Source organism: Pseudomonas entomophila (assembly GCF_013523125.1).
Lineage (GTDB): Bacteria > Pseudomonadota > Gammaproteobacteria > Pseudomonadales > Pseudomonadaceae > Aquipseudomonas > Aquipseudomonas entomophila_B.
Genome location: NZ_JAAMQJ010000010.1, coordinates 81,195 through 94,186, shown reverse-complemented (window position 1 = coordinate 94,186; position 12,992 = coordinate 81,195). Strand labels below are relative to the sequence as shown.

Genomic DNA, 12,992 nt, shown 5'->3' with positions numbered 1-12,992 from the left:
GGCGCCATCGCTGGCGCCTTTGAAGTGGAAGGCTTACGAACCGCTGCCGGTCAGCGGGCCGGTAACGAACGCCTCGCCACGGTAGATAGCGAAGGCCAGGCGCTCCTCGGCGCGGATGGTCGCCATGTTGTTCTCGAAGTCCTTGTCGTTCTCGGTGGAGATCAGTACTTCGATTTCCATGCGGTCGAAGATCTGTGCGCCCAGCTTGAACGCGCCGACCAGGAAGTCATCCTGCGTCATGGCCTGGGTCGAGACGACCGGGCGGTTCCACAGGCGCGGGGTGGTACCGTCTTGCGGCTCGCCGATGATGTAGCGACCTTCGCCATCCTTGGTCAGCTCGATCGCGGCCCAGTCGATGGGGTTGAGCACGATGCCGTCCGATGGGAACTCGGCCAGCTCGGCCTGCAGCAGCGCCAAGCGCAGGCGGTCGATACGCTGCTCACCCGTCACGGCCACGCCAGCAGGAGCGGCGTACAGCTGGGCAACCGTCATGAGGCCCTGCAGGTTGGCACCGGTACCGTTGCCGTACAGCAGCTGAGCCTCCTCGGCCATCAGCAGACCGTAACGAGCGCGCGCATCGATGTAGCTCTGCAACGCTGGGGCATCGTCGAGCATCTGGCGGCTGGCCTTGAACAGATGCGCGATGGTGCGCACGTTGGCCGTGGCCAGCTCGAACGTGATGTCCGAATAGGGCTTGGCCGTGTTCTCGGCGACAGTTCGCGCGTTGTTCGTGAAGCCGCTTTCACGCACGTACTCGATGGATTGGGTTTGAGTGGATCCCGGCGCCACCAGGTCTCGGATGGTCAGACGACGCTGAGGTGGAGCGATGATGCCTGGCTGGCGATCCGCAGTGGTCAGAGCGCCACTGGTGGCCGTGGTGATAGCAGCGCGCGGTACCGATACGCGGCGCGAGCCACGGAAGGAGGAATTCATGCCCTGCATTTCTTCGCTGCCAACGACCAGAGCGCCGACCGACTTCTGCGGCTCTTCGCGATCAGCCGGTGCGCGGCTGGCGTTGACCAGCTTCTGCTCGGCTTCCTGCAAGCGCGCCGATACCTCGCCCTGCTTGGTCAACAGCTCGTCGACCTTGGCGCGGGTCTCGGCGTTCATTTCGCCGGAGGCCTTGATTTGCTTTTCGGTGGATTCGGCCTGGGCCTTGATCTGATCGCCAATGCCCTTGAGGGTGGCGTTGAATTCCTTGACTTGGGCTTCGTAGTCCATGGTCACTTTCCTTTCAGAGAATTGAGAAGATTGGTTGCCGCGCTCAGTGAGGCGGAGAGGTCTGGCGCGGCAGCGCTTGGCGTGCCGGTCGGAACAGCGCGCGGCGTGCTCCCGCTGGCAGCGCGAGGCGTGCCAGACTTGAAAGTGGCGAAGAGTTCGCGGCGCTCGGAGCGCGGCATGCCGGCCTTGGCCAGAGCTGCGTCCATGGCCTTGAGGGCATTGGCCTGGCCGGTTTCCTCGGTCTCGCGCTCGGTGACCTCGGTCGCCGCCAGCAGGCCGGTGGCCAGCCCCAGTTCCAGCGCGCGCTTGCCGCGGATGAACGTCTCGTCATCCATCAGCTCAGCCATGTCCTCGACGGGCTGGCCGCTGGTCTCGGCGTAGAGGTCGGCCATGGCGGCGTCGAATTCCTGCATGTCGTCAGCTACATCGCGCAGGTAGTGGCGATTGCCGGAGAGGAAGGTCCAGCAGTTGTGGATCATCAGGAAAGCGCTGCTGGCCACCTGGCGCTCGGTACCGGCCAGGTAGATGATCGAGGCCGCGCTGGCGGCCATGCCCAGCACCTTGGTGGTGACCTTCTGGCTGTGCTCGCGCAGGCGGTTGTAGATGGCGATACCTTCGAACATGTCGCCGCCGGGCGAGTTGATGTACACCGTCACCTCTCGGTCGCCGATGGCGCGCAGCGCTGCATCGATGCGCTTGACGGTCACGCCCTCCCCGTACCAGTCCTCGCCGATCACGCCGTAGATGGTGATGGTTTCCGAGGTGTTCTCTACGGCCGCCTGGATGGCGGGGTTCCATTTGTCGAGCGCACGCGGGCTCATCTCGCTGCGCAGGCCGCGAGACTGGATCTTGTGTTTCATGGGTTACTCCCCGGAGTTGCTTTGGAGCCAGTTCATCAGCGCCGCGCGTGCGGCTTGGCTGTCGTTTTGTTTACCCAGCTGGTCAAGCGGCACCAGGTTCGATTGCACGGTGAGAATGTCGCCGCCGGGCATGCTGGGCAGGTTCTCTTTGTGCCGACCTTCGTTTCGGGTCATGTAGCCGTTTTGGCCCATGGTGCTGAGGTAGGCGGCGCGGCCAGCGCTGTCAGCGCGTAGGAAGGCTTCCAGCGAGAATTCCGAGTAGTGCTTGATCCGGTCAACTGCCGTCATGCAGCGCTTATTGACGCACTGCTCGATCGGCGCCGTGTACGTCATGATGCAGTAGGTCAGGAACGCGATCTGCTGCTGCTCAAGGCCGGTGCCCCAGTTGCTACCCTTGTCGGTCTTCATCACCATCCAGGGCGGCACGCCGAACCATCGGCAGATCTCCTCGATGCTGTGCCCACGCGATTCGAGCAACTGAGCGTCAGCCGGGTTGATGCCGATCATCTCGGGCTTCACGCCCTGCTCGAGCACGGGACTTTTACCCGCATTCAGCGCGCCGGAGATCGTCTTGACGTAGTCGCGGAACTCGGCACGCTGCGTCGGGTTGAGCGTCTTGTCCACCGAGAAAGCAACGGTGGGCATCATTCCGTTCTTGAAGGTGGTGTTGGCCGCATCGTCGGCCGACATGGCCGAGCCAAACACGTCGGCGCCGTAGCGAATCGCCGACAGGCCCATCCGGCCATCCAGGGTGAAGGCCGGGATGTGCAGCATGTCGCCCCGGGCGATCTCCCGACGGGCGCCCTTGCGCGGCTGGAAGAAGTAGCGCAGCCGACCATCGTCGTCCGCCTCCGGGGTCACCCGCGAAGGCATTAAGAAGTCCAGCGCGATGACCCGCCCGCCGGCCCGGTGAATCTCACAGTAGGCATTGCCCCACAGCAGCATCGAAGCGACAACCGCCTGCCAGAAGTGGAAGGCCGCCATGTCCTCGTTCGGGCTGTTGTGCACCACGTCGTAGAGCGGGAAGTCCCGCGCTGTCTCGCGCCCGCCGTCCGGGAGGCGCCGGTAGATGCTGAGTGGCAAGCCCGCGACCGAGGTGGAGATGATGCGCACGCAGGCCCAGACAGCAGACAGGCGCATGGCCTTGTCGACCGTGACCGCCTTGCCGCTACTGGACTGGGCGCCAGAGAAAGCGCTCCAGAACCCGCCGTCTGACAATCGGATGGTCTTGCCCAGCCAGCTGCTCATGCTTGCCGAGGGCTTGGCGGCGGCAGTGCCGAGCGCTTGAGAGAGGTTTTTAATCACTGCTCAGCCCTCGGCGAATGAACGCTGCGATGCTGAACAGGCTGATCGAGCCTGCGAGCAGGGACCAGCCCGTGCCCGCCAGCATCCAGACGCCCGCGCAGGCCAGGCCGAATCCGCACAGCGCGCAGATGATGAAATAGTGAAATGCGTTCATGCGATCAGTGGATCCCGAATGCCGGCCATGAAGTTTTCCATGCCGCCCTGCCCCTCTGGATTGAGGGCCATCAGCGTCACGGCGTTGAAGAGCGCCATCAGCGGGTCGATCTTGGCCGAGCCGCTGGCCTGCTTGGTGATGAGGATCGAGTTGCCGCGCGGTTCGACCTTGGCGTTACCGCAGCACCAGGCCATCATCGGCTGGCCACCGTGCAGCAGCGTGCCCTCGGCCAGCTTGCGCTCGGCGGTCTTGATGGCCCCGCCCAGGCGCCAGCCCTGTGAAATGCCGTCGATCTTTTCGCGTGGGATCCCCACAGCCTCCAGCGCATCGAGGATCGCGCCGACGCCGGCTGGGTCCAGGCCGACCTTGTCCAGCAGGCCGGCCTGCTCGACCTGCGCCACCAGTTGCGCCACTTCCTCGATGTCGTCACCAATGCGCTCGACCAGGGTCAGGTGTCCATCCTTGGCGAAGTCGCGGATGCGCGGCGCCTCGGCCTTTCGCCGCTCGAGCACCGAAGGGTGAGCCCAGGCGTGCGTCCAGGTCAGCCAGCGCCGCGTGCCACGCTCGCGCCCAACCCCCGCCAGGCCCAGCAAGTCGTCCAGGCCGCCACCGTCGACGCCGATGTCGATCACCTCGCAGCGCTCGATCAGGTCTTCCAGCGTGCGGCATAGCTCGGAGGCCTGCTGCTCCCAGAAGTCAGCACCTGCCCAGCGATCCGAGAGCATCGCAAGGCCGATCTCGACGTTGAGGTGTTTGGCCAGAAAGCCGCGGAACGACTCCTCCCCGTTGAGCTGGGCTTCGGTGTATTTCCGCTCGATGAACGGAATGTCCACCGACAGCCCAAGGTTGGGATTGGTGACGTAGGCATTGGCAAAATCACGATGCGCTCCGGCATCGATCATTGACTTGGGGAACTCGTAGAGCACTGGCAGGAAAGCTGGATCGTGGATTTCTCCAGATCGAACCTGCCGGGCGTATTGAAGTTTTTGCCTGAAAACACCTGCAGGCGGCGCATCAGACTGGGTAGTCGCCCAGATAATGAAGCCTTCAGGCCGTGAGGCCAGCCCCCCGGTTGCTTCCTGCAACATCGCCTCGGCGTGGGCACGCTTGCCGAAGACCCACAGCTCGTCGATGAAAACGCCAATGGCCTTCTTGCCAGAGACCGTCTCGCTGTCGGCGGCGACCACCTTCAACGTGGCCCCGGTGTTCAGGTGCGTGACGGTGCGGATGTGGTCTTGCACCTTCAGCAGCGCCGACAGCTCCTCATCGGCCCGAACCATATCCCGGATGGGGATATAGGAGTTGTCGGCGATTTCCTTGGTCGGGGCCAGGATGATGTACTCGCCCGAGGTCCGCCAGTTGAGGATCAGCGCGGTCAGCATGATGCCGGCCGCGATCGTAGATTTGCCGTTCTTCTTGCTGATGAGCAGCATGAATTCGGTGATCATCCGGCGACCAGCGTCAGCGTCGTAGGCGCCGAAGATGGCAGCGACGAACTCATTGACCCATGGCCGAACCGTCTCGCACATCAGCGGACTGCCGGTGGCATCGACCATGCGCAGCGCGCCGAACACCTCCAGCGACTCAGCCGCCTCGGCGGGAAACAATGGCTCGAAGGGGATCAGGCTCTGGCGCGCAACGATGCGCTGCTCCCAGTCGGGGCATGCAGTTGTCCACTCCATCACTTCACCGCCTTGAGCGGACCGCGCCGCGTGCCGAACTTGCCGGCGCCGACCTCAGCAGCCTTTTCCTTGGCCTGCTCCTTCTTGCCGCCCTCACCCTTGCGCTGGTGCAGGAACGGCATCAGCGCCTTGGCCGCATCGACACGCAGCTTCGGCTCGGTACCCAGGTCGTTCATCACCGATAGAAGGAAGTCCTTCGGGTCGCGATGCAGGAGCACCTGTGACAGGTCGAACCCGGCCGGCTCAGGCTCCTGGTCCTCTGTGGGAGCGGGGTCAGTCGGCGCCGACTCCTTCGCAGGCTTGGTCGCCTTGGCAGGCGGAGCTTTAACATCTGCTTTAACACTTTTAACAACTGGCGGGAGCAGACCGAGCGCTTCCAGCTTGTGCAGCTCGGCTATCACGTCAGGGTCTTTTGCGAGCCTCGAACCGGCCGCAGACGCCGTCTTTTCGGGGCATCCGGCTGCAATGGCTGCGTCTCGATTGGACGCACCTTCCCTAAGCGCTTCGATGAACGCGCGCTTTTTGGGTGTTAAAGCCATTAACAAAAAATCCTGGGCGGAAAAAAATCTGTGCGTGGGGTCGGGAGCGGTCTAGTGAGCGAAAAATCGTGAAGTTTCGACCCCCCTACCCCATAAATGAGAATTCGTCTCATTTTCGATGAGATTCGAGGAAAACCGGCCGATTCCGCACCTCAAACGCACCAATCCGGTGCATTTTCGGTTGATCGGGACGCTCGCCCTACGCCAGTCCGGCGGTTTCCTCGGCCTGCTTGACCGAGTCGTGGCATGGCTTGCAGAGCGGCTGCCAATTCGCCTGATTCCAGAAGAGTTCACGGTCTCCTCGGTGCGGAACAATGTGGTCGACGATGCGAGCGGCAGTCGTTCGGCCGATCTTCTCGCAGTAGGCACACAGCGGATGCTCCTCCAGGTACCGCTCCCGCGCCTTCTGCCAGCGATAGTCGTAGCCGCGCTGCGAGCTGGTCTTGCCGCTGCGCCAGCTACCTGGCGTAACGGTCTTGATGCGGCTGTCGGTACCTTCCTTGAGCCGCGGGCTGATCGTCTTGAGCCTGGCCATCACCATCCTCCTGCCATCTTCGTTCCAACCACCACGCCCATCAGGAACACCGTCACCACCAGCGTCACGCCTACACCTGATGCATGCGGCATAGCGCCGCCGCGCATTGGTGGCGGCGCAGGTGGTGGCTGCCAGCCTGCTGGGCGCCCGCGCCACTCGACGGTAGGTGGTGGATCGTCTTGCTCAAGCGGAAGGCGACATTGAGAGCAACGCATGATCACCTCCGGTACCAGGTCAGTTGAAAGCGCCGGGCGTCGGCGGGCACATCAGCCAGGGGCCAGCGTAGGCAGTCCATGTGTTTGCGCTCCGGCCTTGTACGGCTGACTCGAAGCGTCTGTACCAGGTAGGCAGACCCAGCGGCGGTGGTGATGTAGTCGCCGACCGCGATACCCTCGGCGCCATCCACGTACAGCTTGCAGGGTGTGTAGGGGGTCTTGGCCATCAGCTCTCTTGAGCCAGCTTGATCGTGGCCAGGAGTACGCCAAGCGAAGCGGCCGGGGACGACTTAGCCAGCTCAGTGACGAGATCCTCAACCCGCTTCACTTCTGCCTGCTCCTCGGCCGAAAGCTCACTGGCCATGCCTTTGATCTGGTAATACTCAGCGCTGACTTTGCTCATGATCTCCTCCAGCGCTATACGGCAGCGGACTTGGGGCGAATATGCTCAGTCGCCTTTGGCTCAAGGCGGTCGATCTGCATGTCCAGCAGTCTGTCCAGATGGCGACTCAGCCGCTCAGCCAAGGCGCCAGCCGACTCACCCACCAGCCGCACAGATTGATCAATCGCTTGCTCGAGCGGGTCAAGACCTGCAAACGCTTCGGCCTGTGCGAGAGCAGGCACATTCGATGGGCCACCCTCACCGAGGTGGAAGATCACCTGGCCGACGTCTGGTTTAACGCCTGGGCAGCCCAACCGGCGCTCTGCGTCCAGTTCGGGCGATACGATGCATACGTTGAGGCCATACTCAGCACACAACGCACGCTCGATCAGCGCCAGCACATGGGACTTGCCCGAGCCAACTGGCCCACTGACGACGATTTCGATGGTCTTGCTCACAGTCGTTCCTCGCTTTGGACCGGTCGTGGCTGTCGCTTCACAAAGCCGACGCGTCCACGCCCTGGCTTCGTTGGGAGGCATACGGCCAATATTCACCAGCCTCTGAATCATATTCTCGATACCGCTCAGTGTGGCCACCTTGCTTGGCCGACGCAGGTGAACGTGTGGCATGAACATCAGCTGCCCCTGGCGCGCTGAGTCCGGCGCCAGCATGACCTTGCCTTGATGGATCATGGCCTCCACCACCCGCATGGCTTCTCGCTGCTCTACAGTGAATGGTTCACGCTTGCTCACGGTCGCTCCTCGTTCTGTACGCGGTTGAGTGCTTCGTCAGCCTTGTCGGCGGCCTGGGTGGCGGTGGTTGCGGCTTTCGAGGCCTTGGCAGCAGCGCTGCCGGTCAAACGCGCCAGCTCATCCAGACGTCGATCACGCTGCTCGGTCGCGGCGTCGTAGGCCTTGCGCACCTCGGCGACCTGCTCCAGGTAGGTCTTGGCCAGCGCCCACTGCGCCAGCTGATAGCCGCCAACGCCACCGCCGGTCACCAGCAGCATGGCGATCACCCATACCTCGACGCGGCGCCACCAGCGCCGGGCCATGAATTCCAATACGCATCTGTCCATCACGACATACCCCCGAGCTTAGTGCGAAGGCGGGCGATCTCCTCGCTTTGAAGTGTCACGCGTTCGGTGAGCTGACCCACCTGGCTGGTGAGGGCTTCGATCTTGCCTTCCATGCGGCCAACCAGGGCTGCCAGGTCATTTCGCTCCTTGGCGAACTGATCAGCCCGGCCTTCGGCCTGCTTGCGGGCCTCGCGCTCAGAGTCGAGCAGCTCGTTGAGGCGGCGGACGGTACCGATGTCGGCGTTGTCCATGACACGGTCGGCGGCATCTTTCGAGAGCCATCGCCGCAGCCAGAAGAAGGCCCCGAGAAGTACGGTGCTGGCGCCCGTGCCGCCCAGCCAGGTAGCTGTGCCTGGGCCGAGGTCAGTAGGGTCCATATAAATTCCGTAGCTAGCCAGTAGCCAGCCTTTAATTGAAAGAAATAACCTCGCGATACGCGGGTCGCGATGATTTGCTACTCAGCCCGGCCGCCCATGGACTAACCTTGCGACGTTTAGGCGCAATGAGGAGCGATGATGCAAGAAGAAACGTGGCAAACGGTGATAATCACTGTGTTCGTGACGATCATATCTACCGTTATTGCTAACCAAATAAGCAAGTCTCAAGTAGTCGAAAGGCTTGGCCAGGTTACTGGAACGGTGATAACCCGCGTCACCAAATTTTTCTTGCGCTTTGGCCTTAGCATATTTGCCATCGCATGGCCCATTTGGGTAGTGATTGACTTTGGGTCAAGCGAGAAGCCCATTGAAAGATGGGAAATAATTGGAGTGATTTATTTTTGCTTCATCATCTATTTGAACCTTAGATTCTTAGCAAGCGAGGTTATGGATGCCCTCAGCCGACGCAAGTGATTAAGACAACAAAAAACCCGGCTTAGGGCCGGGTTCTGAGTTATTTTCGCCTAAGGCGAAATTATGACGATGGCGAAATAGTGCCAGAATGCTCCTCAAACCGTCAAGCGGCCATTTCTTCCTGCTCTCGAAGTCTCTCCACAACTGCCGCGACTGGCTTCAGTGCCTGCTTGTCCAGCTTGTCGATGTGCTTGCACAGCACCTCCCAGACATCGCTCCAATCACGCGCCCAGTTCTGAGGGCCCATCTTTTCCCCGGTGCGCTCCTCGACGAACACGCACGCTGCACCTGGGGCCATGCCCTCGGCCCCAGCGACCAACTGCTTGTGGGACTGAAGCGCAGCCATTGCCATCCAGTAGGCACGCTGCTTCTTCCGCTCAGGCAGCGATGCATCGAGACCGCTGCCGATCCAAGCCAGCCCATGGGCCACCGTCAGGTCAATGCCGTTAGCGGTTGGCGAGTAGAGGAAGTTCCCCAGGTGACGCAGCGACTTGGGCAGAGAGTCGATGGCGCACAGCACCAACCCGGCCGCCAGCATGTGGGCGCACCGCGAATCGGTTAGGCGGCGACCCGAGCGCGTCTCCATGACACCCTCCTTGCGGACCTCATAGACCTTGGCCACCTCTTGGCCGTCGTGGTTCTCCAGCATGACCATGATCTTGACGTTACCTCCGCCGCTCTTCTTGCCCAGAGCCGCAGCCTCGGCGGCGACCGCCAAGGCTGAAGGTCGGTGTTCGTGCAGGGCGTCGTGCCAGACTTGACGTGCGCTGATGATTTTCATGTTCGGTTTCCCCTCAATCTCCGGTGTAGTTCGTTCCGCCGGCACCGCGACGGTTATTCGTTCGGTAGTCCGCGCCAGCACCATCTGGCTGGCGCCTGGTCGCTTGCTCAAGTTGCCTGCTCATGGCACGCAGCTTCATGTTCAGTTGGGTCACCAGCTCCTCGAGCGGTACCGCCTCGCCTGTGGCAGCAGCCACCCAGCCGGAGGCGTTGCACTTCATGCACGGCTTCGGGAAGAACAGGTCTTTGTAGTAGCCCACACCTCGGCATCCCCGGCATGGCGCCAGCTCGATCACTTCTTTTTCGAGAGATGGCCCGTGGCTCTTCTTCATGCTGCCACCCGTGGCGTCGGCGCCAGCGCCAGGTAAGCCCTAAGCGTCTGCATCGCGTCGAAGTGGCCACGGCACACCACGGCCAGGTACCCCTGCTCGTTCAGCGCCTGGATGCAGCTGTGCTGGGAGGGACTGATATCTGCGTCATTCGGCGGCGTGGCCTTGAACTCGATGTACAGGCCGAAGTACCCACCCCGCGCCATCGGCAGCACCAAGTCGGGAACGCCCGCACGCACGCCTTGGGCCTTGAGCTTGATCGCCACCAGCTTGTGCCGGTGTCCGCCGTTGGGAACGTGGTAGATCAGCTTGGCCACGGCCGGGTAACGCAGCTCGATCTCTTTGATCAGCGCGGCCTGCTCCTGGCCTTCATGATCAGCCGGACGCTTGCGTGGGCCCGGGTTGCGAAACGGTGGCTTCTGAGTGATCACGCCGCCCCCTTCACAGTCAGGATGCCCGCGCGGATCAGCGCCTCATGCGTCTCGGCGATCGCGCGCGGTACGTCCGACCAGTCCACCTTGCCCCGGCCGCGCCCGTCGAGCACGTCATGGCAGGCCGAGCAGGCGTAGACGGCCACGGTGTCGAAGCCCTTCATGCCCATACCCTTCTGGCCGCATGGCAGGTGCGCCAGCACGGTCGTCTCCGGGTTGAAGTTACAGATGCCGGGGATGCGGACCGTGCAGTCCTGGCCGCGCGCGCTGTCTCGCAGCTTCTTGCTGGTCACACGCATGGCTCGACCTCCCTGGCTTTCGTCTGCTCTGGCTCGAAGTCCCCAAATAGCGGCATGAGCTCACCGTCACCGTATGCGGTCATCTCCGGGCTCAGGCTGGGGCACGTGACGAACCATCCAGCAGTCGGCGCAACGAAGGAAGGACGACCCTTGATAGATAGCGTCTCGCCCTTCGCGATTCCTTTCACGATCTCAACCTGGCTGCCTTGGGCGACTACTGCATCCGGGACCAGGGTCAGCGCCAGGTCACCTGGCTTGAATTGATGGCTCACGCTGCGGCCTCCCATTGCTCGGGCATTCGCCCCTTCGGTTCAGTCCAGCGCACGCCCCGCTCGGTGCCGAACACATACATGCACTCGATCACTTCGCCCAGCTCGGCTACGGTCATGCGCTTGGTGCTGACGCCCAGCATCACCACGCCTCCGTTGATACCCGCAGCCATGCGCACCTCCTGGCGGGCGGCGGCGGTCATAAGCGCTTTCCAGTCCTCGGCATCCAGCTTCTGCATGACCCCGTTCACCGGCCAGTCCACCTGGCGCGCTATATCGCCCAACATGGCCCAGAGCTTGGCGTTCTGCTCCAGCGTGCGCCGAGACTTGACCGGGCGCACGATGATCTCGATGGCGCCAGCAACAGCCAGCTCGGTAGCGAAGAGGTAGGCCAGGCGGCAGACCTCCCGCACTCGCGCCGGCCCAGACGACCAGAAGTGTCGAGGTTTCGCGATTAGATCAGCCACGGCTCGCCTCCTTGGCCATGGCCGCGTCGAACCTGGCAATCTTCGAATCCGTCTGCTGGTCGAATTGCTCGTCTGTGAAGCCTTGGCGGTTAGCGACCCGGCGTACTCCGCGATACCGCTCTGCATCCTTGCGCAACGCCTCGCCCTCGGCCTTGGCCTGATCCAACTGGCGGCCCTGGATCTTGAACTCTTCCCAGCAGGCCTTGCGATCGGCGCCGATCAGCTCGATCTCCTCGATCAGCGCCAGCACGAACTCAGGCGTAAGCTCGCTGTAGAACTCGGCCAGACGCCGGCTCTCCTCGGCTTCGTCTGCGCACCTGGCTGGGGTGCAGGCCAGGGCCAGGACCTTGATTTCCTGCTTGTCGACGGTCATGGCTTCACCCCGCGATAGGCACGGACGCCGGCAGCAATGGTCTCGCCGAATACCAGCCAAACAGCCCCAGCCGTAAGCAGGGCCCACACCGCCCATTCGGGAAGGAAGGAGATAGCCAGGATCAATGGAGCCGCGATTACCGCCGCGGCCGCCCCGAAGATCACCATCACGAACAGCTCGCGCAGCTCGCGCTTGGCGGCTTTCTTCACAGCGAGTGCGACTTCGCGCATCTTGTTGGTGTCCATCAGTGCTGCTCCTTTGCGCGGGCGACCGCGGCATTGAACTGATCAACCTTTGCCATCAGCTCCTTATGCTGCCTCTCGGCCTCCTCCGGGCCCTTAGCGAGCAGGTCGTAAATGTCTGCGCTCACATACATGGTGTTGTTCGGGAGGACCGCTGACCTGATGACGGTGGTGCCGTCGGCCAGCTTGAAGCCTGTAATACCGTCCATCACTTGCACTCCTGGCCGGCCACAGGCCCGCGCTTGATGTTCAACTTGGCCAGCAGCTGCGCGCGGCAGGCCTGGGCATTGCCGGGGATCGCCTGGCGGCTCATGACTTGGCCCAGACGCCACTCGCCGTACTCTTCGGCCAACTGAAGCTCGGTCTTCTGGCTGTCGTGGCCGATCCCGGTCAGCACCGCCTCGAGCGGCCGGCCCTCGACCAGCGCTCGGATGGTGATGTCGTAGGCCCGGTCGAACACGGCGCGCGCCTTCTCAGGCAGCAGATCGGCCAGGTTGTACATCTCGCACTGCAGGGCGGCGTGACGCACAGCCTCATGGGACCAGGTACGAGCGCCAGCCCGGCTCGGGTGCAGGTTCACCAGCGCTTCCCGGAATGCCAGGTTGTGGCTCGGGATGTCCAGCGACTCGGCTGTAGGTAGGCACATGGCGATGAACTCGCCAGCGCTGGGCGCGAACGGGCTGCCGAGGGCCCGGCAACGCTGGATTCCGTAGCCGATCTGGTTGATATCGTGGATCTGCGCGTCCATGAACGCCTTCATCCAGCTGCGCTTGGCCGCGCCCAGGGCCAGGTCATCCGGCCAGGCCTGTTTCCAGGCAGGGAAGATGGCCTGCAGCTCGCGGAACAGCTTGTTCACCACGCTGATGGTGCCGGGGTCCAGCTGCTTGGGCTGGGCCGGGGCTGCCGGCGCCGGTATGTGCCCCATCTTCTCGACGAGCTGGACACGGTCGTTCACGTTGCCGATCAGCGCCATGGCGCTC

At 62.8% G+C, this 12,992-nt stretch carries 23 protein-coding genes; 1 reads left to right on the top strand and 22 read right to left on the bottom strand.

The genetic code is table 11. The features are described from left to right. Positions 1–33: 33 nt before the first annotated feature. From G7007_RS08225 to G7007_RS08170, 12 genes are all read right to left on the bottom strand, one after another. Positions 34–1,221 carry a phage major capsid protein gene (locus G7007_RS08225; RefSeq protein WP_181100609.1) on the bottom strand — a complete coding sequence of 396 codons (1,188 nt, stop codon included), beginning with the start codon at positions 1,219–1,221 and terminating at the stop codon, positions 34–36. A 2-nt stretch (positions 1,222–1,223) separates the two neighbouring features. Continuing rightward, entirely contained in the window at positions 1,224–2,081 is an 858-nt protein-coding gene (locus G7007_RS08220) for a head maturation protease, ClpP-related (protein WP_181100607.1), read from the bottom strand. Between the two features lie 3 nt (positions 2,082–2,084). Further along, positions 2,085–3,386 carry a phage portal protein gene (locus G7007_RS08215; protein ID WP_181100605.1) on the bottom strand — a complete coding sequence of 434 codons (1,302 nt, stop codon included), beginning with the start codon at positions 3,384–3,386 and terminating at the stop codon, positions 2,085–2,087. Next, a complete protein-coding gene (locus G7007_RS08210) occupies positions 3,379–3,540 on the bottom strand; it encodes a hypothetical protein (RefSeq protein ID WP_172798459.1) in 162 nt (53 codons plus the stop codon). Before G7007_RS08210 ends, G7007_RS08215 begins: the two co-directional genes overlap by 8 nt. Then, positions 3,537–5,222: a terminase large subunit gene (locus tag G7007_RS08205; protein ID WP_181100604.1), complete on the bottom strand. Its 1,686-nt coding sequence runs from the start codon at positions 5,220–5,222 to the stop codon at positions 3,537–3,539. Before G7007_RS08205 ends, G7007_RS08210 begins: the two co-directional genes overlap by 4 nt. Continuing rightward, positions 5,222–5,761 carry a terminase small subunit gene (locus G7007_RS08200; protein WP_181100602.1) on the bottom strand — a complete coding sequence of 180 codons (540 nt, stop codon included), beginning with the start codon at positions 5,759–5,761 and terminating at the stop codon, positions 5,222–5,224. Before G7007_RS08200 ends, G7007_RS08205 begins: the two co-directional genes overlap by 1 nt. A 199-nt stretch (positions 5,762–5,960) precedes the next feature. Further along, positions 5,961–6,296 (bottom strand): HNH endonuclease, encoded by a 336-nt coding sequence (locus G7007_RS08195; protein ID WP_060394059.1) that lies wholly within the window; start codon positions 6,294–6,296, stop codon positions 5,961–5,963. A 217-nt stretch (positions 6,297–6,513) separates the two neighbouring features. Further along, a complete protein-coding gene (locus tag G7007_RS08190; RefSeq protein WP_181100600.1) occupies positions 6,514–6,738 on the bottom strand; it encodes a hypothetical protein in 225 nt (74 codons plus the stop codon). Then, on the bottom strand, positions 6,738–6,914 hold the full coding sequence (locus G7007_RS08185; protein WP_181100598.1) for a hypothetical protein: 177 nt from the start codon (positions 6,912–6,914) through the stop codon (positions 6,738–6,740). Before G7007_RS08185 ends, G7007_RS08190 begins: the two co-directional genes overlap by 1 nt. Positions 6,915–6,928: 14 nt before the next feature. Next, entirely contained in the window at positions 6,929–7,645 is a 717-nt protein-coding gene (locus tag G7007_RS08180; protein WP_181100597.1) for an ATP-binding protein, read from the bottom strand. Then, on the bottom strand, positions 7,642–7,971 hold the full coding sequence (locus G7007_RS08175; protein ID WP_181100595.1) for a hypothetical protein: 330 nt from the start codon (positions 7,969–7,971) through the stop codon (positions 7,642–7,644). The genes G7007_RS08180 and G7007_RS08175 overlap by 4 nt, the downstream gene beginning before the upstream one ends. Continuing rightward, on the bottom strand, positions 7,971–8,348 hold the full coding sequence (locus G7007_RS08170; RefSeq protein WP_181100593.1) for a chemotaxis protein: 378 nt from the start codon (positions 8,346–8,348) through the stop codon (positions 7,971–7,973). Before G7007_RS08170 ends, G7007_RS08175 begins: the two co-directional genes overlap by 1 nt. 138 nt (positions 8,349–8,486) lie before the next feature. Between G7007_RS08170 and G7007_RS08165 the strand changes: the two genes are divergently transcribed. Then, complete coding sequence (locus G7007_RS08165; protein WP_181100592.1) at positions 8,487–8,822, top strand: hypothetical protein; 336 nt, start codon at positions 8,487–8,489, stop codon at positions 8,820–8,822. A 103-nt stretch (positions 8,823–8,925) separates the two neighbouring features. Here the strand turns inward: G7007_RS08165 and G7007_RS08160 are convergent, their stop codons facing one another. From G7007_RS08160 to G7007_RS08115, 10 genes are read right to left on the bottom strand one after another with little or no spacing between them, the layout of a single operon-like run. Next, positions 8,926–9,603: a hypothetical protein gene (locus G7007_RS08160; RefSeq protein WP_181100591.1), complete on the bottom strand. Its 678-nt coding sequence runs from the start codon at positions 9,601–9,603 to the stop codon at positions 8,926–8,928. Between the two features lie 13 nt (positions 9,604–9,616). Next, positions 9,617–9,934 carry a hypothetical protein gene (locus G7007_RS08155; RefSeq protein ID WP_181100589.1) on the bottom strand — a complete coding sequence of 106 codons (318 nt, stop codon included), beginning with the start codon at positions 9,932–9,934 and terminating at the stop codon, positions 9,617–9,619. Beyond that, complete coding sequence (locus tag G7007_RS08150) at positions 9,931–10,362, bottom strand: VRR-NUC domain-containing protein (RefSeq protein WP_181100588.1); 432 nt, start codon at positions 10,360–10,362, stop codon at positions 9,931–9,933. Before G7007_RS08150 ends, G7007_RS08155 begins: the two co-directional genes overlap by 4 nt. Next, positions 10,359–10,661, bottom strand: coding sequence for a nuclease domain-containing protein (locus G7007_RS08145; protein WP_181100586.1), 303 nt, complete (start codon positions 10,659–10,661; stop codon positions 10,359–10,361). Before G7007_RS08145 ends, G7007_RS08150 begins: the two co-directional genes overlap by 4 nt. Next, positions 10,652–10,933 carry a hypothetical protein gene (locus G7007_RS08140; protein WP_181100585.1) on the bottom strand — a complete coding sequence of 94 codons (282 nt, stop codon included), beginning with the start codon at positions 10,931–10,933 and terminating at the stop codon, positions 10,652–10,654. The genes G7007_RS08145 and G7007_RS08140 overlap by 10 nt, the downstream gene beginning before the upstream one ends. Continuing rightward, positions 10,930–11,397 carry a recombination protein NinB gene (locus G7007_RS08135; RefSeq protein ID WP_181100584.1) on the bottom strand — a complete coding sequence of 156 codons (468 nt, stop codon included), beginning with the start codon at positions 11,395–11,397 and terminating at the stop codon, positions 10,930–10,932. Before G7007_RS08135 ends, G7007_RS08140 begins: the two co-directional genes overlap by 4 nt. After that, positions 11,390–11,770: a hypothetical protein gene (locus tag G7007_RS08130; protein WP_181100582.1), complete on the bottom strand. Its 381-nt coding sequence runs from the start codon at positions 11,768–11,770 to the stop codon at positions 11,390–11,392. The genes G7007_RS08135 and G7007_RS08130 overlap by 8 nt, the downstream gene beginning before the upstream one ends. Continuing rightward, complete coding sequence (locus G7007_RS08125) at positions 11,767–12,015, bottom strand: hypothetical protein (RefSeq protein WP_181100581.1); 249 nt, start codon at positions 12,013–12,015, stop codon at positions 11,767–11,769. Before G7007_RS08125 ends, G7007_RS08130 begins: the two co-directional genes overlap by 4 nt. After that, the gene (locus G7007_RS08120; RefSeq protein ID WP_181100580.1) at positions 12,015–12,221 is read right to left on the bottom strand and encodes a hypothetical protein; all 207 of its coding nucleotides are present in this window, start codon (positions 12,219–12,221) and stop codon (positions 12,015–12,017) included. The genes G7007_RS08125 and G7007_RS08120 overlap by 1 nt, the downstream gene beginning before the upstream one ends. Continuing rightward, positions 12,221–12,985 (bottom strand): replication protein P, encoded by a 765-nt coding sequence (locus G7007_RS08115; protein WP_181100648.1) that lies wholly within the window; start codon positions 12,983–12,985, stop codon positions 12,221–12,223. Before G7007_RS08115 ends, G7007_RS08120 begins: the two co-directional genes overlap by 1 nt. Positions 12,986–12,992: the final 7 nt, after the last annotated feature.